Origin of the sequence: Flavobacterium jejuense, assembly GCF_006491595.2 — a bacterium.
In the GTDB taxonomy this organism is placed as follows: domain Bacteria; phylum Bacteroidota; class Bacteroidia; order Flavobacteriales; family Flavobacteriaceae; genus Flavobacterium; species Flavobacterium jejuense.
Genome location: NZ_VEVQ02000003.1, coordinates 166,424 through 190,709, shown reverse-complemented (window position 1 = coordinate 190,709; position 24,286 = coordinate 166,424). Strand labels below are relative to the sequence as shown.

27 protein-coding genes are annotated in these 24,286 nt (G+C 29.7%); 7 read left to right on the top strand and 20 right to left on the bottom strand.

The features are described 5' to 3' along the window. Positions 1-200: 200 nt before the first annotated feature. The 6 genes from FIA58_RS05870 to FIA58_RS05845 are packed head-to-tail and all read right to left on the bottom strand — an operon-like array spanning position 201 to position 6,539. Positions 201-902 (bottom strand): hypothetical protein, encoded by a 702-nt coding sequence (locus tag FIA58_RS05870; RefSeq protein ID WP_140961121.1) that lies wholly within the window; start codon positions 900-902, stop codon positions 201-203. A gap of 58 nt (positions 903-960) precedes the next feature. Then, positions 961-1,416, bottom strand: a complete 456-nt coding sequence (locus FIA58_RS05865) for a DUF2147 domain-containing protein (RefSeq protein ID WP_208022762.1) — start codon at positions 1,414-1,416, stop codon at positions 961-963. 8 nt (positions 1,417-1,424) lie between these two features. Next, the gene (locus FIA58_RS05860) at positions 1,425-3,272 is read right to left on the bottom strand and encodes an ABC transporter ATP-binding protein (protein ID WP_140961117.1); all 1,848 of its coding nucleotides are present in this window, start codon (positions 3,270-3,272) and stop codon (positions 1,425-1,427) included. Next, on the bottom strand, positions 3,272-4,999 hold the full coding sequence (locus FIA58_RS05855) for a phospho-sugar mutase (protein ID WP_140961115.1): 1,728 nt from the start codon (positions 4,997-4,999) through the stop codon (positions 3,272-3,274). The genes FIA58_RS05860 and FIA58_RS05855 overlap by 1 nt, the downstream gene beginning before the upstream one ends. A 55-nt stretch (positions 5,000-5,054) precedes the next feature. Continuing rightward, a complete protein-coding gene (locus FIA58_RS05850) occupies positions 5,055-6,008 on the bottom strand; it encodes a glycosyltransferase family 2 protein (protein WP_140961113.1) in 954 nt (317 codons plus the stop codon). After that, positions 6,009-6,539 carry a DUF4199 domain-containing protein gene (locus FIA58_RS05845; protein ID WP_140961111.1) on the bottom strand — a complete coding sequence of 177 codons (531 nt, stop codon included), beginning with the start codon at positions 6,537-6,539 and terminating at the stop codon, positions 6,009-6,011. 233 nt (positions 6,540-6,772) lie between these two features. On the opposite strand from FIA58_RS05845, the gene FIA58_RS05840 reads away from it, so the two are divergent. From FIA58_RS05840 to FIA58_RS05830, 3 genes are all read left to right on the top strand, one after another. Further along, positions 6,773-7,027: a type B 50S ribosomal protein L31 gene (locus FIA58_RS05840; protein WP_140961109.1), complete on the top strand. Its 255-nt coding sequence runs from the start codon at positions 6,773-6,775 to the stop codon at positions 7,025-7,027. A gap of 115 nt (positions 7,028-7,142) precedes the next feature. Next, on the top strand, positions 7,143-8,318 hold the full coding sequence (locus FIA58_RS05835; RefSeq protein ID WP_140961107.1) for a GlmU family protein: 1,176 nt from the start codon (positions 7,143-7,145) through the stop codon (positions 8,316-8,318). A 2-nt stretch (positions 8,319-8,320) separates the two neighbouring features. Next, a complete protein-coding gene (locus FIA58_RS05830; protein WP_140961105.1) occupies positions 8,321-8,659 on the top strand; it encodes a hypothetical protein in 339 nt (112 codons plus the stop codon). A gap of 20 nt (positions 8,660-8,679) precedes the next feature. Here the strand turns inward: FIA58_RS05830 and FIA58_RS05825 are convergent, their stop codons facing one another. Both FIA58_RS05825 and FIA58_RS05820 read right to left on the bottom strand, forming a co-directional pair. Continuing rightward, the gene (locus tag FIA58_RS05825) at positions 8,680-8,976 is read right to left on the bottom strand and encodes a hypothetical protein (RefSeq protein WP_140961103.1); all 297 of its coding nucleotides are present in this window, start codon (positions 8,974-8,976) and stop codon (positions 8,680-8,682) included. Positions 8,977-9,006: 30 nt separating this feature from the next. Then, positions 9,007-9,279 (bottom strand): hypothetical protein, encoded by a 273-nt coding sequence (locus FIA58_RS05820; RefSeq protein ID WP_140961101.1) that lies wholly within the window; start codon positions 9,277-9,279, stop codon positions 9,007-9,009. A gap of 358 nt (positions 9,280-9,637) precedes the next feature. On the opposite strand from FIA58_RS05820, the gene mtaB reads away from it, so the two are divergent. Then, positions 9,638-10,966, top strand: coding sequence for a tRNA (N(6)-L-threonylcarbamoyladenosine(37)-C(2))-methylthiotransferase MtaB (mtaB, locus tag FIA58_RS05815; RefSeq protein ID WP_140961099.1), 1,329 nt, complete (start codon positions 9,638-9,640; stop codon positions 10,964-10,966). 47 nt (positions 10,967-11,013) lie between these two features. Here the strand turns inward: mtaB and FIA58_RS05810 are convergent, their stop codons facing one another. Beyond that, positions 11,014-11,508 carry a hypothetical protein gene (locus FIA58_RS05810; RefSeq protein WP_140961097.1) on the bottom strand — a complete coding sequence of 165 codons (495 nt, stop codon included), beginning with the start codon at positions 11,506-11,508 and terminating at the stop codon, positions 11,014-11,016. 271 nt (positions 11,509-11,779) lie between these two features. Here FIA58_RS05810 and FIA58_RS05805 point away from each other — a divergent pair, with 271 nt between their 5' ends. Together FIA58_RS05805 and FIA58_RS05800 are read left to right on the top strand one after the other, a co-directional pair. Further along, on the top strand, positions 11,780-12,121 hold the full coding sequence (locus FIA58_RS05805; protein ID WP_140961095.1) for a hypothetical protein: 342 nt from the start codon (positions 11,780-11,782) through the stop codon (positions 12,119-12,121). Positions 12,122-12,162: 41 nt separating this feature from the next. Further along, a complete protein-coding gene (locus FIA58_RS05800) occupies positions 12,163-12,423 on the top strand; it encodes a hypothetical protein (protein ID WP_140961093.1) in 261 nt (86 codons plus the stop codon). A 10-nt stretch (positions 12,424-12,433) separates the two neighbouring features. Here the strand turns inward: FIA58_RS05800 and FIA58_RS05795 are convergent, their stop codons facing one another. Continuing rightward, complete coding sequence (locus FIA58_RS05795; protein ID WP_140961091.1) at positions 12,434-12,778, bottom strand: winged helix-turn-helix transcriptional regulator; 345 nt, start codon at positions 12,776-12,778, stop codon at positions 12,434-12,436. A gap of 102 nt (positions 12,779-12,880) precedes the next feature. On the opposite strand from FIA58_RS05795, the gene FIA58_RS05790 reads away from it, so the two are divergent. Next, a complete protein-coding gene (locus FIA58_RS05790) occupies positions 12,881-13,615 on the top strand; it encodes an SDR family oxidoreductase (protein ID WP_140961089.1) in 735 nt (244 codons plus the stop codon). 54 nt (positions 13,616-13,669) lie between these two features. Here the strand turns inward: FIA58_RS05790 and FIA58_RS05785 are convergent, their stop codons facing one another. From FIA58_RS05785 to FIA58_RS21290, 10 genes are all read right to left on the bottom strand, one after another. Beyond that, complete coding sequence (locus FIA58_RS05785; protein ID WP_140961087.1) at positions 13,670-14,227, bottom strand: hypothetical protein; 558 nt, start codon at positions 14,225-14,227, stop codon at positions 13,670-13,672. A 9-nt stretch (positions 14,228-14,236) separates the two neighbouring features. Continuing rightward, on the bottom strand, positions 14,237-14,971 hold the full coding sequence (locus FIA58_RS05780; RefSeq protein WP_140961085.1) for a hypothetical protein: 735 nt from the start codon (positions 14,969-14,971) through the stop codon (positions 14,237-14,239). Next, positions 14,931-15,506 carry a hypothetical protein gene (locus FIA58_RS05775; RefSeq protein ID WP_140961083.1) on the bottom strand — a complete coding sequence of 192 codons (576 nt, stop codon included), beginning with the start codon at positions 15,504-15,506 and terminating at the stop codon, positions 14,931-14,933. Before FIA58_RS05775 ends, FIA58_RS05780 begins: the two co-directional genes overlap by 41 nt. Positions 15,507-15,626: 120 nt before the next feature. Then, positions 15,627-17,879: a T9SS type A sorting domain-containing protein gene (locus tag FIA58_RS05770; protein ID WP_140961081.1), complete on the bottom strand. Its 2,253-nt coding sequence runs from the start codon at positions 17,877-17,879 to the stop codon at positions 15,627-15,629. A gap of 124 nt (positions 17,880-18,003) precedes the next feature. Then, on the bottom strand, positions 18,004-19,584 hold the full coding sequence (locus tag FIA58_RS05765) for a tetratricopeptide repeat protein (RefSeq protein ID WP_165928860.1): 1,581 nt from the start codon (positions 19,582-19,584) through the stop codon (positions 18,004-18,006). An 813-nt stretch (positions 19,585-20,397) separates the two neighbouring features. After that, the gene (locus tag FIA58_RS05760; RefSeq protein ID WP_140961077.1) at positions 20,398-20,790 is read right to left on the bottom strand and encodes a hypothetical protein; all 393 of its coding nucleotides are present in this window, start codon (positions 20,788-20,790) and stop codon (positions 20,398-20,400) included. Positions 20,791-20,861: 71 nt separating this feature from the next. After that, entirely contained in the window at positions 20,862-21,329 is a 468-nt protein-coding gene (locus FIA58_RS05755) for a TIR domain-containing protein (RefSeq protein WP_140961075.1), read from the bottom strand. Continuing rightward, positions 21,329-21,832, bottom strand: a complete 504-nt coding sequence (locus FIA58_RS05750; protein WP_140961073.1) for a restriction endonuclease — start codon at positions 21,830-21,832, stop codon at positions 21,329-21,331. The genes FIA58_RS05755 and FIA58_RS05750 overlap by 1 nt, the downstream gene beginning before the upstream one ends. A gap of 18 nt (positions 21,833-21,850) precedes the next feature. Continuing rightward, positions 21,851-23,839, bottom strand: coding sequence for a cytidine/deoxycytidylate deaminase family protein (locus FIA58_RS21425; protein WP_140961071.1), 1,989 nt, complete (start codon positions 23,837-23,839; stop codon positions 21,851-21,853). Between the two features lie 11 nt (positions 23,840-23,850). Continuing rightward, complete coding sequence (locus tag FIA58_RS21290) at positions 23,851-24,186, bottom strand: restriction endonuclease subunit S domain-containing protein (RefSeq protein WP_208022761.1); 336 nt, start codon at positions 24,184-24,186, stop codon at positions 23,851-23,853. Positions 24,187-24,286 lie beyond the last annotated feature (100 nt).

Below are 24,286 nucleotides of genomic sequence, written 5' to 3'. Positions count from 1 at the left end.
TTCAATACTTAATGATTGTTTTGTAATTTATAACTTATTAAAACAACTTTGTGATTTTGTTAGATTGTTGTTTTATAGGTGATTAGTTAAATGTAGTTCCATAATGTTTTAATAAAAAATAAATACAGAATTGTTTTCATTAGTTTAAAGTCATTTCCTACCTTTTTATTTAACTCTTTTAAACTTAAAAAATCAGATTTTTAAATTAAAATATCGCTTTCTAAATCCGATTTTTCAATGGCAATTTCGTAGCCTAATTTTTTTACCATTTCAACCACCAAATTTTTGTACCAATTCTCACTCTTAGGATGAATGTATATTTTTTCAATTAACTGATTGATAGTAACATCTATCTTTATACCATCATTAATAGAAATTTTTGCATTACTCACATCAGAAATAATGCGAATTTCTCTTTCATATTGAAAACTTTTTCGCTTGAATAAGAAAGGGAAAAATGTATCTTCAAATGGAATATATTCTTTTTTGTAATCGATATAATTGACTTCTCCAATATATTGTTCAATGTGCTTTTCAACAGCTACTGCTTTTTTTAATCGGCCAATGGTTGATTGAATAGCTAAGCCTTCGTTATTTTTAGTAAAAATCTGCCACATAGCAAAAGATTCATACTCATTAGCATGCCAACTACTAACGACTACTTTTTCACGATGTGATTTGTAGTAATCTAAAAACTTCGGATTGTTGGCAGCAATTTTTTTAATTTCTTCAAAAGTAGGTTCGGAAAAAGTACCTTCGTATTGGTCTTCAAATTTATCAGAGCGAGACATGAATAATTTTTGAGATAACAACATGTCTAGAAACTTGGATAAGTCCAAATATTTCCAAACTACAAGATTATCATTATCTGATAAATTAATGTCTGAACTGTTTACATACATGTGTAGAGAATGATTATCTTCAAATGTAGTAAATTTTGAAATAACTTTTTAGAAGTAATTAGTCTGTTTTTGTCCAAATTTCGGTTCTACCTAATAATGAAAAACCAATGTAACCTCTTACTTTTAGTTTATTGCCTTCTTTTCTAATATTACAACTGTACGTTTTTCCAGATTGTGGGTCGTAAATTTTTCCATTTTCCCAAATGTTATCATCTGCATTGAATTCAAACCCTGAAATAATTTGTAAACCTATAATTGGGTTATTTCTTTTATTTTTATCTGGATTATTAACGTCTAATGCTTTTTTACCCTCACGAATCGGATTTTTTAACCAAACAATTTTTCCGTAATACTTAGAATGGGATTCATAAATTTCAACTTTTGCATTATCATCACCCGCTGTTAACCAAGTACCTGTTATGGCATCAGCTGGATTTTTAAGCAGTCGAAAAGAAGTAAAGACTAAGCTTGACAGAGTAACTATTAGAAGCGTAAAAAAGGCTGTTTTCTTCATGATTTTATTTATTCAAAAGATTGCATCATTACTAGTTTGGCATACATACCATCTTTAGCTAACAGATTAGCATGAGTTCCTTGTTCTACAATTTCTCCTTTTTGCATCACAATAATAGTATCTGCTTTTTGAATAGTAGATAAACGGTGGGCAATTACAATTGAAGTTCTGTTTTGCATCATGTTTTCAAGGGCAACCTGAACTAATTTCTCACTTTCAGTATCTAAAGCAGAAGTAGCTTCATCCAAGATCATAATTGGAGGGTTTTTCAATACTGCTCTTGCAATGGATAAACGTTGTTTTTGACCACCAGATAATTTTCCACCTGCATCACCTATATTAGTTTCAATTCCATCTTCTAAATCTTTTACAAATTCATAAGCATTGGCTATTTTTAGAGCTTCAATGATTTCTTCATCAGTTGCATTAGGTTTACCAATGAGAATATTGTTTTTAATCGTGTCATTAAATAGAATAGAATCTTGAGTAACTAATCCCATTAATCCCCTCAAAGAATGAATGTTCCAATCTTTTATATCAGTTCCGTCAATTTTAATACTTCCCTCTTGAACATCATAGAAACGTGTTAACAAGTTGGCAATGGTACTTTTTCCAGAACCAGATTGACCAACTAAAGCAACCGTTTTTCCTTTAGGTACTTCAATTGAAAAGTTTTTTAGGACATTTTCATTGCCATATCTAAAATTAATATTTTCGATAGCAACTTTATCTTCAAAAGTATTTTTAACTAATGCATTTTCTTTAGAATCTACTGTATTTTCTTGTTCTAGAACTTCAAACACACGATCTGCTGCTGCTAAACCATTTTTTACGGCATAAGAAGCTTTTGAGATTGCTTTTGCAGGAGTTAAGATATTATAGGCTAATCCCATGAAAGCTAAAAAAACAGTTCCTTCTAGAGCTGGAGAACCATCAGCTAATTTTTCAGCATGAACTAAACTTCCTCCGTACCAAAGTAGAATTCCTATAGTTATAATTCCCATTACTTCACTTAACGGTCCTGCTAAGTTATTTTTTTTGCCTATTTTATTTGATAAATTTAACAACCTATTAATCGATTCACGAAATTTATTAATAAAAGTGTCTTCTGCATTATAACTTTTTACAACTTTTAAACCAGAAAGAGTTTCTTCTACTAATGAAATCATATATCCTCCTTCATTTTGTGCTCTTAACGATTGTGATTTTAAACTTTTTCCAATTTTAGAAATAATTAATCCAGAAATTGGAATAAAAAGAAATACAAATAATGTTAGTTTCCAACTAAAAGTGAACATCATTATAATAGAGAAAATAATAGTAAGAGGTTCTTTAACAATAAGTTCTAACAACATGAAAAATGAGTTTTGTACTTCACCTACATCACCTAGCATTCTAGCCATAACATCTCCTTTTCTTTTTTCAGAATAAAACGAAATAGGTAGACTTATAATTTTTTCGTACATGACTCCTCTTAATTTAGCCATAACACCATTCCGTAAATGCATCATATGATAAGAAGCTAAATAACCAGCTAAGTTCTTTAGTAGGAATGTTAGTATTACAATTGATACGACTAATAATAATGCTTTTTGAGGAGTTCCACTATCGCTAAATGAAGTTACTTTGTAATACATTAAGTTTTCCAAATAGTCCTTTAGATGAAGAACATCAGTGTATATAGGTTCTATTGTGACTTTTTTAGTTTTGTCGAATAAAACATTCATCATAGGGATTAATGTTACATAAGAGATTGTACCAAAAAAAGCATACAAGACATTATAAAATATATTCCAAAAAATATGGTTTTTAAACGGATTTAAATAAGGTCTAAGTTTATTAATTATTTTTTTCATTAGGTAAGTTGCATTTCAGCAATAATATTTTTAATTTTTTGATCTAAGAATTCTTCAGTGGTGTTGTAAGCATCTACAGATGGTAATTCGGTATTGGCACTGAAATAAAATTTAATTTTTGGTTCTGTTCCACTTGGTCTTGCACAAATTTTAGTTCCGTCTTCTAGATAGTAAATTAATACATTAGATTTAGGTATTTTAATTTCATAAGTTTCATTACTCATTAAATCAAGTGCTTTTGAACTTTGGTAATCTTCAATACAAACTACTCGTTGGTTGTTTATTTCTTTTAAAGGATTCTCTCGTAAATCAATCATCATTTGTTTGATTTCATTTGCTCCTTCAATACCTTTTTTTGTTATTGAAATTAAATATTCTTTGTAAAATCCATAATCTAGAGATAAGTTGATTAACTCTTTAAATAAAGAACTACCAGCAGCTTTTGCTTGAGCAGCAATTTCACAAACTAATAAAATAGCAGCTACAGCATCTTTATCTCTAACAGCATCACCAACCATGTAACCAAAACTCTCTTCACCACCACCTATGAATTGTTGGTTTGGAAAATCTTTAATAAACTTAGCTATCCACTTAAAACCTGTTAAACCTACTTTACATTCAATACCATAAGCAGAAGCTAGTTCAAGCATCATTGGAGTAGATACAATAGTTGAGCCAATGAATTCATTTCCTGTAATCTTGTCAGCTCTTTTCCATTGTTCTAGTAAAAAGGCTGTCATGATAACCATGGTTTGGTTTCCATTCAATAATTTCATGTTGCCTTCTAAGTCACGAACAGCCACACCTAAACGATCGCTATCAGGATCAGTACCTACAACGATATCAGCACCTGTTTTTTCAGCTAGAGCTAAAGCCATTGTTAAAGCTTCAGGTTCTTCAGGGTTTGGAGATTTTACTGTTGGAAAATTTCCATCTGGAACAGCTTGTTCGGGAACAATATTCACATTTTTATAACCTGCTTTATCCAATACACTTGGAATCGATTTTATGGAAGTTCCGTGTAAGGAAGTATAAACGATTTTTAAATTGTCTTTTGCAGTTTGAGGCGTGTTAAAGCTAGCGTTTTCAATGGTAGATTGATAGAAAGCTTCGTCAACTTCTTTGTCTATATATTCGATTAAAGCATCGTTAGCCTCAAAATGAATTTCGCTATATTGTAACTTTTCTATGATTTCAATAATTTCACTATCTTGAGGTGGTACTAATTGTCCACCATCTTGCCAATAGACTTTATAACCATTATATTCTGGTGGATTATGTGAAGCTGTTAAAACAATTCCTGCATGACAATTTAAATAGCGAACTGCAAAAGATAGCTCTGGTGTTGGTCTTAATTCAGAAAACAAATACACTTTGATACCATTTGCTGAAAAAACATCAGCCACAACTTTTGCAAGTGTATCACTATTATGACGACAATCATAAGCGATGGCTACTTTAAGTTCCTCTCCAGCAAATACTTTTTTGATGTAATTGCTTAAACCTTGCGTGTTTTTACCTAAGGTATATTTGTTAATTCTATTGGTTCCAACACCCATGATCCCTCTCATACCACCAGTACCAAATTCTAAATTTTTATAAAAAGAATCCTCTAGCTCTTTAGGAGCACTTGTCATCATTTTTTCAATTTCTTCTTTTGTATTAGTATCAAATGTTGGAGTCAACCACTCATTTACTTTGTCTAGAATTTGTTTGTCTATATGCATATTATATGTTTTTTGAAGCTTTTCCTGCTATTCGCTTTATCTTTTGTCAGGGCTATTATTCTATTGTTTTTGAAATCTTATATCGTTCTTCATTATTTTTTGTTCGTAAAATGATTTCTCCCAAGAATCCAGCTAAGAAGAATTGCGTTCCTATTATCATGGTTGTTAAAGCAATGTAAAACCACGGATTACTGGTTACTAAAATGGTAGGTTCATGATGGTATAGTTTCCATAACTTCATAAAACCAATACTTCCAGCGGCTAAAAAACCAATTACAAACATTAAAACGCCTAAAGCACCAAATAAGTGCATAGGGCGTTTTCCAAATTTAGACAAAAACCAAATAGTAATCAAGTCTAAAAAGCCATTTATAAATCGGCTCATACCAAATTTTGAGTTGCCATATTTTCGTGCTTGATGAATGACCACTTTCTCACCAATTTTACTGTAACCAGCATTTTTCGCTAAAACAGGAATATAACGATGCATTTCACCAGAAACTTCAATATTTTTAATTACTTCATTTTTGTAAGCTTTTAAACCACAATTAAAGTCATTTAAAGTAACACCAGAAGTTTTTCGAGCGGCCCAGTTGAATAATTTAGACGGAATGTTCTTAAAAAGAACCGAATCGTATCTTTTTTTCTTCCAACCAGAAATTAAATCGTAGTTTTCTTTAAAAATTAAATTATAAAGTTCAGGAATCTCATCAGGACTGTCCTGTAAATCGGCATCCATAGTAATGATTACATCACCTTGTGCTTTGGCAAATCCAGCATGAAGTGCTTGACTTTTACCATAATTTTTAAGAAAACGAATCCCTTTTACATGGATGTTTTGGTTAGAAAGCTGTTCGATAGTTTGCCAAGAAGTATCTGTACTTCCATCATCTATAAACAATATTTCATAAGAAAAGTTATGACTTGTCATAACTTTTACAATCCAATTATGTAATTCGGGTAACGATTCTTGTTCGTTTAATAAAGGAATAACTATGGATAGATTCATCTACAATTGTTCTTGTTTTTTACTTTTAAAAATAGCAGCTAAAATTAATCCAAAAATAGCACTAAATATAATGCTGAATATTGAACCTTTTAATTGTGCTACTATATCAAATTGATTTTGTTCTTCCATTTTAGCAACGGCTTCTTTTATAGCTGATGTTGGTGTGTTGAATTTTTTCATCATATTCACTGCTGCTTCAATGGATAAATCACTTAATGTTTCTTTAGCCTCAGGGTCAATGAAGTTAAATAATATAATGTTAAATAATACCGAAATAGCAATACCAATTACAGCTGATATAAAATAGGTTGTAAAGGCTTCTTTGAATGGGAAAACGCCTCCTAATTCTTTTTTTGTTTTCGTTAATAAGTAAATGCCTATTCCTAAATAAATAGCAATACTTAATATTCCTAACCACCAAGCCGTAAATAGTTTAAGATCGATAAGATAAATTGAAGATGTAATTAAGATAGAGATTACACCAGTTACAATACCAAAAGTGATTCCGTTTTTTTTAATAATTTCGTTCATGGTTCGTTAGTTTTAATAGTTTACAAATATAGAAATAATAAAGTTTATGCTTATTAGTGTAAAAAAATAAAAAAAAGTTACAGTAATGCTTGTGAATTAAAAATTTAATGTAAATTTGCACTCTCAAAATAAAAGATTATAAACGAAAAGGTTATAAAGTGTTTACACCTTTTTTAATAAAATAAGAAAGCCGCGAAGCAATTTATAATCACAAATAAAAAAGATTTATCAAGATGAAAAAAGGAATTCACCCAGAGAATTACAGATTAGTAGCTTTCAAAGACATGTCAAACGAAGATGTTTTTATTACTAAATCTACAGTAGACACAAAAGAAACAATTGAGCACGAAGGTGTTGAATATCCAGTATTTAAAATGGAGATTTCTAGAACATCTCACCCTTTTTACACAGGTAAATCGAAACTTATTGATACTGCAGGACGTATTGATAAATTCAAAACTAAATATGCTAAATTCGATAAAAAATAATCGAAATTATCAAAATACTAATGAGCTTCACATTTGTGGAGCTTTTTTTATGCTTTAATTTTTGGTTTACACAAATTATAGTAAATTTAGCATCTAAAATAAAGGACATCATATCATGAACTATATACTTTTTGATGGAACAGTTCGCAATGCATTGCTTCCATTTACATTCACTCGACCTGTTGCCGATATTCGTGTAGGTATTTTAACCATTAGAGAAAAATGGGAGAAGTATTTAGGATATACTACTACTACTTTAACCGAAGAGTATTTAATGGAAAAATTTCCAATGGTAGAAATGGAAGAAAACATTATGATTAATGCTTCTTTTTTTCCTAATGAAGTTTTAGTAGAAATGATTACGAATTTAGAAACGAACCAAGCTATCATTTCTGGAGAAGAAATTATTGCTTTTTATTCTAATGATACACAGGAAGAAGTTGATTTTGATGATTACGAATTAATTGATTATGATGAAGATTTACTTCGGATTGAAAATACTTGGGATATTTTTGCTAAAAATGATGCTGCTATTAGAGAAGATTTTCAATTAGTGACAGAGGATAGACATTCGCAACCTATTCCTAAAAGTGTTAATGTAATTGCACCCGAAAATATTTTTATTGAAGAAGGAGCCAAGTTAGAATTTGTCACCTTAAATGCATCAACAGGACCTATTTATGTTGGTAAAAATGCAGAAATAATGGAAGGTTCTGTTATAAGAGGTCCTTTTGCTCTCTGTGAGGAAGCACAAGTAAAATTAGCTAGTAAAATTTATGGTGCCACTACTGTTGGCCCATATTGTAAAGTAGGAGGAGAGGTCAATAATTCAGTATTATTTGGTTATTCTAATAAAGGACATGATGGATTTTTAGGAAATTCAGTTTTAGGAGAATGGTGTAACATTGGAGCAGATTCAAACACGTCAAACCTCAAAAACAACTATGAAGAAGTACGTTTATGGAGTTATGAAACAGAAGGTTTTGCTAAAACAGGACTTCAATTTTGTGGATTAATGATGGGTGATCATAGTAAATGTGGTATCAATACGATGTTTAATACAGGAACAGTTGTAGGTGTTTCTGCAAATATTTTTGGAAGTGGTTTTCCTCGCAATTTTGTGCCTAGTTTTTCATGGGGCGGAGCTTCTGGTTTTACAACTTATTTAACTAAAAAAGCATTTGAAGTAGCAAAAGTAGTAATGAATCGTAGAAAAATAGACTTCACAGCACAAGATGCCAAAATATTAGAGTACGTTTTTGAAGAAACAAAAAAATATAGAAAAGAGTAGTTATGTTTTTAGGATTATTTTTAATTTATTGGTTAGGTAAACGTTTTTATGTTTTAGCCGAAAAATACAATCAGAATAAATGGTTGTATGCCATATTAGGAGTTGTTATTTATTATGTAGGGCAAATTATTTTTGGTTTTATTTTAGCTATTTTAAATGAGTTTTTTGATTTTAATTTCGATTTTAACAATGTAGCAGTTAATCTTTTAGGAATACCAATTGGAGCATTAGCCTGTTATGGTTTTTACAAACTTTTAGAAAACAATTGGAAGAAGATACAAATTCAACCAATAGAGAGTATTGATGATATTGGCAAAGATATTGATGAGATTGGAATGTAATATGTAATAGTTAATTCTGACTATTGTGTAATTACTCTTATCCCAACCCATTCTATCCTGGTCATAGCATAAATTACAAGAATAGTAATAACAAGAGAAAGAATAGCAATTACAATTTGTGTTTTCTTTCTTTTTTTATTTTCTTTTTGAATCTTACTTCTAATTTCATTTAATAATTCTGATGAAGCTTTATTAGGATCATCAGTTGCCACTTCTTTTATATTAAGATACTCTTTTCTAGTATTTCTTTTTTTTTCGCCTAATAATGTTTTGTTGTTTTTTAAAACTACAGACATTGACCCATAATATCCTGCCATGATGTAACTGTTTTTTTAGTTAGTAAATTTTTATAAAAACTGATTCAAAACAGCTAAGATTATTAAAATAGAACCAACAATACTTACTGTTAAAATAATTTTTTTTCTTTGAATCGCTTTGTTCTCTTCTTGTAGTTTTTGTTTTATATCAGCTAATTGTTTTGGTGTTGCTTTTATAGGATCTACAAATGCTGTATTACCGTTTGTAGTTGAATTTACAAAGTTTTCTAATCTCGATTTTTTAGCTCTTCTATTGTTTTTTAAACTTGTGTTAGCATGCATCATAGAACCTTCTCCAGCCATAATTATAAAAATTTAGTTTATAATTATACGTAAGCACTTTTATAAAAGTTACAAACCTAAATGAGAATATTTTTTTTGAACCTGAAGTTTTATTCTTTTTTTTAGAAGCACAAAATAAACTTTTCAGTAGAAAAGTAGACCTGCTATCCACTATATCTTTTCTTTTTTAAAGAAAAAAAGAAAAGGATGTCGTTCCTATCAGGGCTAAAATACACGGTTTTATTTTTTAGACACGATCCTAACACAAATAAAGTAAAGATTTTTTTAATAAGAAACATTAAGTAAGTTTAATTCCTACATTAGTAGTATCTTTGCCACCTCCATTTTTTGACAACGATTTCATTAATGGTGTATACTTATGGAAAACAAGAAAAAAGTAGCCTTTTACACTTTAGGCTGTAAATTAAATTTCTCAGAAACCTCTACTATTGCGAGAAATTTTCAAGACGAAGGTTTTGAACGTGTTGACTTCGAAGAAGTGGCCGATATGTATGTGATTAATACTTGTTCAGTTACTGAGAATGCAGACAAACAATTTAAACAAATAGTTAAAAAAGCACTTAAAGCAAATGAAAATGCTTTTGTAGCTGCTGTAGGTTGTTATGCACAATTAAAACCAGAAGAATTAGCAGCAGTGGACGGAGTGGATTTGGTTTTAGGTGCTACCGAAAAATTCAAAATTACAGATTATATCAACGATTTGTCTAAAAATGATATGGGTGAAGTGCATTCCTGTGAAATTGAAGAGGCCGATTTTTATGTGGGAAGTTACTCTATAGGAGATAGAACACGTGCCTTTTTAAAAGTACAAGACGGTTGTGATTACAAATGTACCTATTGCACCATTCCATTAGCTAGAGGAATTTCTAGAAGTGATACCATGGAAGGAGTATTGAAAAATGCCCAAGAAATTTCAGCCAAAGGCATTAAAGAAATAGTTCTAACAGGTGTAAATATAGGTGATTACGGAAAAGGAGAATTTGGAAATAAAAAACACGAACATACTTTTCTAGATTTGGTTACCCAATTAGATCGAGTAGAAGGAATTGAACGCTTACGAATTTCCTCTATTGAACCTAATTTACTGAAAAATGAGACCATTGAATTGGTTTCAAAATCAAGAGCATTTGTACCTCATTTTCATATTCCATTACAAAGTGGAAGCAACGACATCCTTAAAAAAATGAAACGTCGCTATTTGCGAGAATTGTACGTGGATCGCGTGAATAAAATTCGCGAAGTAATGCCTCATGCTTGTATTGGTGTGGACGTGATTGTTGGTTTTCCTGGAGAAACAGACGAACATTTCTTAGAAACCTATCATTTCTTAAATGAGTTAGATATTTCTTATTTACACGTTTTTACTTATTCCGAAAGAGACAACACAGCAGCAGCAGAAATGGATGGAGTAGTACCAAAGAACGTTCGTGCGAAACGCAGTAAAATGTTACGAGGCTTATCGGTTAAAAAACGTAGAGCTTTTTATGAAAGTCAAATAGGAACTAACAGAACCGTTTTATTTGAAAGCGAAAATAAAGAAGGCTATATTCATGGTTTTACCGAAAATTACGTCAAAGTAAAAACACCATGGAATCCAGAATATGCAAATACCTTACACGAAATAAAGCTAACACACATTGATGATGATGGCAGTGTAAGATTAGAGTTTGTAGGTGTAGAAGTTTAAAATATAAAACCCTGAAAAATACATTTTCAGGGTTTCTTCTTATGCGATTATTTATTTATATCTAATTTATGTCTTACCAAAGCATTAAATTGTTCAATAGAATCTATTCGAAGTTCTAATTTTTCTATAATAGATTCAAAAGGAACTAATTGTTTCTCTTGTAGTTCTATTTTTTCTTTTAAGGTTTTAATGATATCATCTTTTAGAGTGATATTTTCCTTTAAAGTGGCATAATTCTCAGATAATTGCCTACTAGCTTCTGATTTATAAATAGTGTTTGGTTCTTGTAAATTTTGGATAACCAACTCCTCTTTGTTTAAAAGCATATCACCTTTACCAGTAATTAACCAATGTGTATTTATTTTTGGAAAAAAATGAGCGATATCTAATAAGATTTCTACCGAAGGTTTATTTTTTTCATCTTTCAATCGATTTAATTTGCTTGAACTGTCATATTTTAAGCCATTTAAAGCAAAGTCATTTATGTTTTTAAAGCCTTGAAAATCAACAATTAATAATAATCTTTTGAAAAAAGTTTGCATTTTTATTAAAATATATTTGTAAAATAAAAACTTGTTTGTATATTAGCTACATCAAAACGAATAAACAACTACTTATAAACGAATTGATAGGTAAAGCGAATATAGTGAAAAATACTGTATTCCGTACTACTTATGTTTTGTTGATAAAGCTTATTATTTTAAATTTTTTGTAAGTAATTGATTAATATTAAGTTTTGATTTAAAAAAGGAAAGATGTTTTAATCCAAATTTTGCTATTAATCGTATATAAAATAAAACTAAACCAAGACTAATGTCCCATATGTATACAAACCATGAAATAGGTAAAATTTTGCACAAAGCAGAAACTATAGATGATTTTCTGAGTATTCAAATAGAATTATTAGAAAATGTAGAGGGTTACTTACAACAATTTACTGCCGATTATTTTAATTTTATAGGAGTCTATTGTATGGAAGCCATTCCAAGATTAATTGAAAAATTAGGAAATCAAATCGATAAATTAGCTTGTTTCCATTTTTTAACAACGCTCTTTTATGATTTTAAACGATTTTACAAAGAAGGAGGGGCTACTTATTTTAAAACTAGTGTTGCCTCTATAGAAGATAAATTAAAAAGTATTGTTTACTTATAATTTTATTGGATATAAAAAAGCCTTTTACAAGGTAAATTACCATGATAAAATCCTTTGAAAAAGATATCATATTACATTTTTTGGGTAAACAACCCAGTAAAAAGATTATACCTGTTTTAAATAAAAAGAAAATTTACAATATCAGAGGAAAATCCTATTCTCCAAAATCCATTCAAGACATTATAAATGGAAAAACAGAAAATAGAATCGTTGAAATTCAAATTATAAAAATTATAGAAAAAGAAAAACGAATTAACTCTAAAATTGAAGATTTGAAAAATGAGATTTTTGGAACTAGATAAGCTATTGTTATTAAATTAAATTTTCATACACCCAAGTTTTCATACCTGTTAAAAGAGGAGCTAACGATTTTCCTTTTTCGGTTAAACGATATTCTACTTTTGGAGGAATTACTGGATAAGATTTTCTAACAACTACTCCTAATTGTTCCAAGTCTTTTAATTGTTGCGATAACATTTTCTGGCTTATTCCTTTTATAGTTTTGTCCAGTTCATTAAAGCGCATCACTTCATTACTTAATAATATCCATATAATGACGGGTTTCCATTTGCCACCTATTTGCTCCATAAAAATAGTTATGGGACATTCCTCAGCTATAATGTATTTTTCTTTTATTTTTTTTACCTCTATTTCCATAATAATGATTGTATTCCGAGTTTAAAGTCAGTTACTTACCATTTAGTAAGTACTTGTTTCAAAGTTAGTAATAATATAGTTTTGTTTAAAAATAAATACAAAATGAATAAAATAATTGTTATTACAGGAGGAACAAGCGGCATAGGATTTGCTTGTGCAAAATATTTAATTTCGAAAAATTATCAAGTAATTATTACTGGTAGAAATGAAGAAAATTTGGAAAAAGCATTAAACGAATTAGGAAAAAATGCTTTCGGATATATTTCAGATACTAGTAAATTAATTGATATAGACGATTTAGTGAATCAAATTGAAAAAAATCATGGAAAAATTGATGGATTGTTTATAAATGCAGGAATTTTTAAATCGATTAGTTTTGAAGATACTAACGAAGAATTATTTGATGAAACTATGAATATTAATTTCAAAGGAGCTTTTTTTACGGTTCAAAAGTTTGTCTCACTACTTAAAAACCCTTCTAGTATTGTTTTGAATACTTCCATTGCAGTTTTTAAAGCCTTTCCAAATGCTAGTGTCTATTCTGCAAGTAAAGCTGCATTAGAAGCAATAGCTAAAGTACTGAATCTTGAATTGGCTCAAAAAGGAATTAGAGTTAATATAGTGAGTCCAGGAGTTACACATACACCCATTCAGAAAAAATCTGGAATGACAGATGAAGCTATAGATGGCTTATTACAACACTTTTCAGAAACCTCTCCTATTGGAAGAGTGGTTTTACCTGAAGATATAGCTCCCATAGTTGAATTTTTAGTTTCCGATAACTCTTTAGTATTACGAAACGAGAAAATTGTGGTTGATGGAGGCTCAACGCTTTAGTGTTTTAAGCTCTCATTTTTATATGAAATGAGAGTTTTTATTTGATATAAAAGCTTAGTGCATACAACCCACAAACATTTTTGTTTTAATCTCAAATGTTTGTGGGTTTGTTTTCTTTAGTTTACTAACAGCGCTATCTGCTTTAATCTCCGATTCATAAATTCCAGCAACTAAAGCAATTGTTTTTTCTTCAGCGTTATTTTTGTACCATGTTAAATATTCTAAACTTAAATTTTCAGAAGGAAAGCGTCTAGGGAAATAATCTCCTGCATATAAATCATCATCATCATCAGAAAGTACAATAAGATCTTCAGAAGCATTGTAATAACGACCCATAGTGTCTATTGGAGTGTTTGACTTTTTACTCAAATCTAACATTTTTTTATGTAATGATTGATAATTGAAACTGGTATCAACGATTACAACATAAAAAATAGTATGTTCGTAATCTGTAGTATCTATTGGACTTTGACTTTCAATTATTTCCTTTTCTATTATAAGAGTTGTTGTGTCTGTTTTGACAGGTTCGGTAACTAATGTTATTTGATTTTCTTTGTTTTTTTGACAAGAAAATAGACAAACACAGCATAGTATTTGAAGGTACTGTTTCATTTTTTTTAATTAATTACGATTATTATAACCATAAAGTTTTTTTTGAGTATTGACAGTTAAATAATAAATTTGATTTCTTTTATAGCCACAATTTAAAATTTCTGTTTCTATTTGAGACAAAAAAGGTTTTGGAGTGTTTTTATCTGTGTGTAATACTACTTTTATTCGCTCATCATGATGCACACCGTAATCTAGATAACTTTTAATATCGTACACATTCACGATTTTATCATTCAATTGAATGTAATGTTCTTTCGAATTGTATTCTTTATAGGAAGTAAGTGTACTTTTTTTAAGTGTGCCAATATAAATCAGTACTTCAAGATGTTTTGTATTCTTTTTATAATCAAATTCAGTTGCGTTAGTTTCAAATGGATGAATGTTTACTAAAAGTCCTGCCGAAAAATCAGCGATAAATGTTTGTTCATTATCTTCTTGTTTGATCCAATAAATAGAATCATTTATAATAAGTTTGTTATTACTTATTGAAAAATTGCTACTAAAAACATACTCTTGAATTGCAATTTCTGATTTTTTTATTTCAGTACCTCTTTTCATTGGTTCACCACTTCCATAAGTATATAAATCAACAGAATAAGTACTATCCGTAATTTTATGACAATTTATAAAATCAGGATTTCCTTTTTCATATTCGTGCCAATGACCTATGAGTTGGTCTTCTTTGCTTTGGCAAGAAAACAAACTAATTGCAACCGTTGCAAGGAATGCCTTTACTCCATCCATTTGTTGTTTTTTTATAGCAATACGTTTGATGTAAACCTGTTCCACAATATAAGGGTATTTTGTAATAATAGACAGCTATGATGGCTACTTTTGAATTTGCATTATAGATAGGATAAGAAACATTGTATAAATAGTGGTCCTTAAAACGAGTTTGCCATTCCTGTTTAATCTTTTCAATTTCAATCTCATCTTGACTTTCATTCGCAAAAAAATAATCATATTCTTTACTGTTAAAAAGGATAGTGTTTTTTAATTTTTCTATTTTCCAATAGCCTTTTGTAAAAACAGGGAAAGAAAGTTCAGGATAATAAGGAGTTTCTGGGATTTCATCAAAACTGACAGTTGTGTACTCCATTGAAGGCCTAACTAATTGTCTATCGTTCCAAAGGACAGGCTTGTCTTTTTGGTCTGCAATAAAAGTATTCATTACTGCATAAGCCTCTTCCTCTGTGAATATAGAAGGAGTTGTGTTCTCTTGTTTGTACTGACAAGAAACGCATAGTAGTACAAGGATTAAAAACAATAAGTTTTTCATTTGTAAAAATAGGTACCACTAAAATACATTAAAAATAAAAAAGTCTGTATAAAAATACAGACTTTTTCATCTTAAAAGCAACCCAATTATAATAAAGTAGGTTCTATAATTAAACTAAAACTACTTTTTGATTAAGCGAACCACTTCTTGTTTTCCGTCTTTGTTAATTTGAGCAAAATAAATTCCATTAGGCATTTCAGACAAATCAATGGAAGCAGTTTGAGTCAATTGCATTACTTCTTGTCCAGTTAGGTTTGTTACACGAACAGCATCTACTACAACATCTAAATTAACCCTGTCGTGTGTTGGAATAGGATAAACCGTAAGACCATCAATAATATATGTTGCAGCACTTAATGTTCCATCAACATTAATTACAAATTCATAAAAATCGAAATTGTTTGAATCGTCAAAAATCTCTAAAGTAATGGTATGCAATCCGCTAGTTAAGGTCTGTCCGGGTGAAGGATATTGATCCGCTACAACAGATGAAGTACAATTATCAGTAACCACTACAGAAGTAGTAAAATCAGGTAAAATATAACCATTATTTTCAGCATTATTATACGCTACAGTCATGTCATCTGGTAAGGTATTGGTATCGAAAACGGGAAGGGTATTGTCAACAAAATGAGCGGTAGTTGTACACGTTTCTGATAAATTGTTGTTGTCTGTTACGGTTAAAGTAATGGTTACTGGTGTACCAATGTACGTACAATCAAAACTATCTTGGTCAATAGTTATGGATTGAATACCGGAAAGGTCATTCGAACCGTTATCAATTTGCTCAATAAGAACAGTATAGGTGCCATATTCATCTAGATTAAACCAAGTTTCTCCAGCACAAATTATGGTTGGTGGTGTTGTATCTACTACATTCACGGTACGAATCATTTGTTCCGCTTCATTTCCAGCTGCATCTGTAGCCTCATAATAAATAGAATAGGTTCCTACTGCATCTACAAATTCGGAAGCATCAATCACCACATTCGAACCGTCACTGGTCGTAGCACCTAATTCGGTATAACCAGCACCTAATTCAATTTCTTGAGGGTTCGCACCTGTTAAGGTAATTACTGGAACGGTACAATCTGTTCTAAAAGTAACTTGTGCACTCACAGTGGTCCAGTTGGTAGTACTATAGGAAGGATCGTCTACTACGATACAATACAATAGCGGATTTGAAGTAGATTCAAAACCAATAAAATTAGTATTGTTTCCATTTTGAACATTTAAAACACTCAAATACGTATTATTTTTAACCAAAAGATATTTTAAATTGGGTAAACCACTAAAATCTAATTCGGTAAATTCATTGCCATCAATATTCATCAATTGAATGCTCAATGGTAATGTAATACTAGTTAAATCACAAAGTTCTGCTGCTAAATTTGTTAAACTGGTATTGGCTGATAAATCAAGAGAAGTAATGGTGTTGGCACCACAAACTAGATTCGTTAATTCGGTATTATTGGATACATCTAAAGTGGTAAGTTGATTACTCCTACAATTCAAAACTTGTAACGACACAAAGTCTTCTATACCTGTTAAATCAGAAATGTTTCTATAAGTTACATTTAGAGACGTAATTCCTGAAATATTGGCTGTAGTTACATAATCGTCTAAAACCGAATCGTAGCCTAAATCAATTAAGGCTTGTTCAAAATTATCATCTGGAACATAGGTGTCATCTAAATGGCAATCCGAACTGAAGGTACTATTGGCGTCAACTGAAGTCCAGTTGCTAGTACTATACGAAGCATCATCCACCTCGATACACGATAATAAAGGCGTATTTGAGGATTGATATATTAAAATTCCTGTATTATTTCCATTTTTTAATGTAAATCTTTCAATAACAGGATTGTTACTAATGATAACTAAAGCTAAATCAGGATAACCACTTAAATCAATTTCTGTAAGTTGTGTATCAGAAACATTAAATTCATAAAATTGAGTAGCGGCACTAGATAATAATAATTCTGTTAAAGGATTTCCTTCTAATCCCAATCGCATCAAGCTTGTGTGTGCTGATAAATCAACCGAAGTAAAGAAATTGTATCCCGCATACAAGCTCTTTAAAGCCAAATTATTAGACAGATCAATTTGTGTTAAATTATTACTTCTAATACGTAGTGTTTCTAAAGCTGAAAAACTTTCAATACCATTTAAATCAGAGATGTTTTTATCGTCTAAATCTATAGAAACAATCGAAGCAACATCTGAAGTCAATACTAAACCATTTAATGTGCCATCCGTATCAATTCCTAAATCGATTAAGGCTTGTTCAAAATTCGTGTCTGGAATACTGGTGTACTGACTGAATGCCATTAGGGAAAAAAAGAGAGCAATTACGTGTAATAATTTTTTCATCGTGAAATGTATGTTTATGTTGTACAATTTTATCCTGCAAAGGAAAACATTTCTGGATGTAAGGAAAAGGAAATTAGGGTAGCAAATGGGTAGCAACTCCCAAAATACAAGGTTTTAAGAGCAATTATGCGTTACTAGAATATTTTTCTATATGAGCTATAATGTCAGCTTCAGAATCAATTTCTAACTTTTTTCTAATGCGATATCGTATCGATTTTACCGATGCCAAACTAGTATTTTGTAAATCTTTTATTTCATTAGTTGATAACCCTAATTTCATCAAATAGAGTAGCTTTTTTTCTTTTTCATTGAGAATCGAGAAATAAGTATTCACTTTAATTTTGAAATCATGATTAACCTGATCAATGTACTCGGCTAAATTTTGCGAAGGACTATAATTTGAATTTTTAGATTTTAAAGAGAGCAAGAGCGATTTTAAGGCCTTTGTTTTTTCTTCTTCGTCTAACTTTAAAATGGCTTTTACTTCATTTTCAAAATACTCTTGAACTTCTTGTTTAATTTTGTTGTTCAGAAATTCCGTTTTAAGTTCGGCTTCTTTCAATTGTAAAATTTGTTCGGTATTTTTCCTTTGTAAGTTTTCTTCTTCTAATTTTCTTTTTGAAAGATCCAATTGGTATTTTAAGTTTTTTCGTACCAATAAAAATATGCTAACAGCTGAAATTACTGAAAGTAAAAGTAAAATGAGATACAATTGTTTTTTAGCTCTTTCATTTTGTAAATTCAAGCTTGCTTGCAACTTCTCTTTCTCAAATTTATAATTCAATTCTAAAGCAGTAATTCGTTTGGCTTCCTCGGTATTATTTAAAGAATCATTATAGGCTTTATAGAGGGTGTAATCTTCTAAGGCTTTTTTAAAATCGCCTTTACTTTGGTAAGCCAAACTTCGGTTAAAATATTCCTTTTGTAAAAGATCTTTATGTTTAAGCTTTTTAGCAATGGTAATCGCACTATCTAATTGTTTTATGGCTTTTTCGTATAAACCCATATCTTGATAACAGTTAGCTAAATTTTTATGGTAAATACTAAGTTCATTTTGTATTTGTAACTCTTTAAAAATTTGGATGTTTTCTTTAAAAACCAAAATGGCTTTGTCATAGTCTTTAATCGTATAGTACAATAAGGCCAAATTGCCATTTACTTTTGACTTATCGAGTTTCGTTGTGTATAAAGCTTCCACTTTTTTATAATTAATTAAAGCCGAATCGTATTGTTTGGTATAAAAATGAGTCACTCCAAGCATGTTATATGACATACCAATGTCACTAGGTTTTTCTTTAATTTGATGGCGAATGCGAATGGCTTTTTGTAAATAGGTTTTTGCTTTTTCATAATCATGTTGTCTTCGGTAAAACATACCTAAGTTATGAATGGTTAGGCCAATTAGAGAAGAATCTTGAATAGTTTCACTCAGTTCCAAAGCTTTTAAATAATTAGATAAGGCTTCCTCTGAAAAGCTTTGTTTCGCATTTATAATTCCTAAATAATTTAAGGCGTCTGCTTTTTTACGTTTAAAATAAATGGAATGGCTTTTGTTCTTATGTAGTGTATGCAAGGCATCGTTGAGAATAATTCTAGCGGTATCTATATTTCTATTTAAAAGGTATTTCGCAAGTTCGATTTGGTAATGAATGTGAAGCGAATCGGTAGTGTTTTCTTTTATTTTTGAATGTAATAGTAATGACAAACTATCCTTTGGCTGTGCTATGACCAACGGAGAAAAAAAAAGAAAAATAATTACCAGTTTTTGGTAGTTTGAAGGAAGTTTCAAATAAAAATTCACCAATTGTTTTTTGACAAAAATACAATTTTTTAGCGAATACATTTCTATATTCCATCTTACTATTATCTATGAAAGATGATAAAAGAAGTGTTTTGTTATGGAATTTATGGGGCTAAAAAAATGAATAAAATCTACAATTTGAGATACAATCAGCAATAGAATGAATAAAATATTATTTTTTATTTGTAGCACATGAAAAAGCCTTCTGTAGTAAAATACACCTGCTATCCACTATATCTTTACTTTTTTTAAGGAAAAAGTAAAGGATGCCGTTCCACACGAGCGAAGCGAACTGACGAAGTAATCAGGGCTATAATTGACGTATTTTATTTTTAGACCTTTTTTTATTTAACGGATTATATTTTTTGTAATTATTTATTTTCTTTAAACTGCAACGGATTGAAATCCGTTGCTAGCGATATTGCGTCTCTACGAGACTTGCAAGTAAATTTAAAATTTAAGACAAACAGCATACGCAAAATTGTCATTCCTAGGTAAGGAGAGGGACTCACTCGAAATTCCACAAACCCATTTTCACAAACTTGTCATCCAGTCCTGACACTTCGGGATTCCATTAGAAACTCCTGAAAAGCATATCCACAAACTTGTCATCTTGTAAGCATCCCATTAGAAACTCCACAAACTGTGTCCACAATCTTGTCATGCCGACGTTAGGAGGGAACCCACTCGAAAGGCAAACATAAAACAGTTTAAGCGCTATTTTTTAATTTTCCCAAAAGTCACTTCATCAAAACGCTCCATTAATTCAAAACTATCAATTTGTGTGCTTTTCCATTTTTTACCTCTGTAGACAAAAGTATAAACATCTCTTTCATTATATATAGTATTATTACAAACAATTTCTAAGATGTCTTTTGGTTTAAAAACTAACTTAACATCAAAAGAGTCTTCTTCATTTAAACGTTTTTCTAAAACAACCTTATTAACTTCATGGTTTAAGGTATCAAACTTAAAAGACATAACAGCTTCTCCAACAATCATTTCATTTTTGTCTTTATTAAAACGATACAAACACCAGTAATTTTGTAAGTTTTCAGTAGAAGTAGCTTTACAAGTACACAGTTTTATTTTTGAAGTTATTTTACACATAATTTTTTAAAGCAATTGTATAAGTAATAACCATAGAAGACTTGTCATGCTGAAATTATTATTTATTAAACTCATTTTTTATCGTCTTTTGATAATAAACTGATTATTGAAAGTAGGGCTGCACCTCCTAATATCCATGCCAATGCATTAGAATCATTTTGATTTTCTTTCTTTATGTTTATTGTCTTCTTTAACTCTTCAATTGCTTGATGTGGATTATATCTATCAAATATGAGGTATTTTGATTTGAAATTTTGATTTATCGGTACAGTATTTTCAATTAAAAAAATACAAGGAATATTCTTTGAAGTAGCTAATCGCCACTCATTTATCACTCTGTTTTTTTCATGACCTGTTCCAGATATTAATCCAATAAATAAATTTGAATTATTAATATTAACTCTTGTTAGTGAACTCATTTCTGTATGAAAATCATTACTTTGGTTAATTATAAATCCTTTTTTGTTTAATTCTTCAGCTAATAATGTTAGAATAAACAAATCTTGATCGTTCAATGAATATGATAAAAAGACTTTCATTAAGATTTGTTTTTTAAGGCGTTAATATAGGCATTATATTTTGGAAAATACACTTGATGTAAATTACTCTTTAAATATATTTTAGATAAAAATTGATTGCCATTCCAGCATTCATATTGATAATTATATATACACTCCTTATTTAATCTTTCAAAAAGATTTGTTAGACCAGAAGTAGGATTGGTTTTGCAAACTAAAAGATAACCAGAAGCTTTGTATGAGTGAATTAAGGTAGGAATGTTAATCGTTTGAATTTTAGCGGGTGAAATCGTATCATTATGAAATTTACATTGTATAATCCATTTTCTTTTAAATATTTTAATGTCGTCAGATAAATCAAACTCAATTAAAATATCTCTCCCACCGTCGGTGCCAATACCACTCTGTAGTACTTCAACATTAGTAATATTATTTTCTTTAGAATTTTTTAGTTCTCTAAAATAAGCTGCGACTAGATCTTCAAAATGGTCACCGTCTTTTATTTCTTCATATGAGATGTTCATATTATATTCTTTAATAATTTATTCTAAACCTTTTTCTACAATTTTTATGAAATTATCAAAAGCGTTATCATCTTCACCTAAAGCTTTATCTAATTTTTCAATTAAATCCTCTCTATCTTCAAATTTATCTTTTAAGATATTTTTTAAAGATTTAACTTTTACATTTAGAGGAGATTCTAATTTAAAATTAGTAAGTAAAGCTAACTCGTCTTTTTGTGATAAAAATGGTTCATATAATTTGTGATAAGCTCGACCAACTGCACCTGAAAATAAAACCATTTTAGGGTCAGTTTTACTATTGCTTTTTAAAATATGATTTCTTGAAATACCTGGATAAGGATCAATATAATATATTGTTCTAACTCCTAATTGATATGCTTTTTTAGCACATAATTCACATGGACTAGCAGTTGTGAATAAAAAGCCATCCTTTAGTCCTTGACCACCACTTCTAGAAATTTGCATCATTGCATTTTCCTCTGCATGAAGTGATCGAGTGTGAACTTGGTTTTTTTCTCCTGAAAAAGTATTATAGGCTTGTTTGAAACAATAGGGGCAATTTCTACCACCTAAACTTTCAGTTGGTAATTTTTCTTCACTATAATTACTTTTTACATATTCATTAAATTTTTTAGATTCATTATCTAATAAATTATCTGCTTCATCAGAATTTATTTGTTCTGTTTCTTTTAAACCTTCCCCTAATTCAAATTTAGTGAAACCATATTGTTTAGTAGAAATATCTTTTACGTTTCTAAATGCACATGGAATGGCTCCTTTTGGCACATCATTCCATCCAATTGCTTTAGTTGAAAATTCATTATCAGTCACAACTGCACCAACCTGTCTTGAAATACAACCTGAATTTAATTTAGCAGTATAAGCGACTTGCATTATTCTTTCTGTTGGATCAGGTGTAATGATTCCTGGTTGTTGAATTAAAGCTTGTAATTTCATTAGTTGTTCTTGCACTGAAAAAAAGCTAAAATTATTTTTTAAATTGTCTTCTTTGCTTTCTTTGTCAGATTGAAATATATTATAATTTACATGGTAATCAGCTATCTGAATACAGTTTTGAACATCTGGAGCATAAAAAATTCCTTTTTGATAGTCGGTACATTTGTACTCGGTTTCATCAATCTCTATTAATCTATCAACTACCTTAGAATCAACTTTAAAATAAGAATTAATTATGTTAGATTTTCTAGCATCATTTTTAACAGCAATCAAATAAAAGGCAGAAAAGCGTTCTTTAAAGAAATTTATTTCTAACGAATTTCTCAAAGAATCTATTACAATATGACATTCTTCATTTTTAGATTCTTGTTTTGTAGCTTTAATAATTCTGTTTATTACTTTAGCTATTGTATAAATATTCTTTGGGTCAGATTTATATGTTTTAAAAGGTCTTCCCGATTTTCTAAAATTATTTGCAGTGTGATGTAATAACATTATTCTTTCTATAATACCATTATCTTTTAAAAGTAAATTAACTTTATCACTTAATTTGTTAAATTCTGGACCCCAAAAAATTTTATTTAAATTTTCTAATTTAGTTTTTATTCTAACTTTTGTTAAATCACCTAATTCAACAATTTCGTCCACTAATGGAGAGTCATTTTTAATTAAATTTTCAAGTGATATTTTAATTTCACTTATCTTTGAAATATCTGATTCTTCTTTTAAATAATATCTATAATAATCAGATAGATGCTTGTTTTTAGAATTATTTTTCAAAAGTGGAAGAAGCATAAAAAACAATACTTTTTTATACTCTATTACCTTATACTTTTTCCAGTTTTGTTGCGTATAATTCTGAACAATTTGATATTTCTTTTGAAATACTGATTCTGCAATATCATCTACTTGTCTAATATTAGAAATTTTATCAAAATTAGTTGATAATATTTCAGCTAATTCTGAACAACCACTTCCAGTTCTTCCTGTTAAACCTAAGATTGTAAAATTTTTTCTTAAAGAATATAATTGATCTAATTTTGTACTCATAATTTTAATATTTAATTAAAAACCTCCCTCAAAACACTTTGCATCAACTGCTCACTATACCCTTTACTTTGTTCTATTTCTTGCTCCAAAGCATCACATAAACCCATTAAAGCAGTTACTTTTTCAATTATAGCTTTTTGTTCTCCTAGTGGAGGAAGAGGAAAAATAAGCTCTTTTGCTTTGACCTCTAGTATACAATTTTCCTTGAATAATAATGTGTCCATCTGTAAAAGACACTTCTTCACGTACTGTACTTGTCGTTTCATATCCCAACCCGATTTCTCAATAGCAGGATTTATGTACTTAGAACAGATGTTTTTTTCAGACAATGATTTTTTATTAATCATTCACAATGATTTTAGTATTTACCAAACCTACCAAAAATAAACCATTTCAGCAATAGGCGTACAGGTATTTCTACCTGTTTTTACAAAGATAAAACCCATA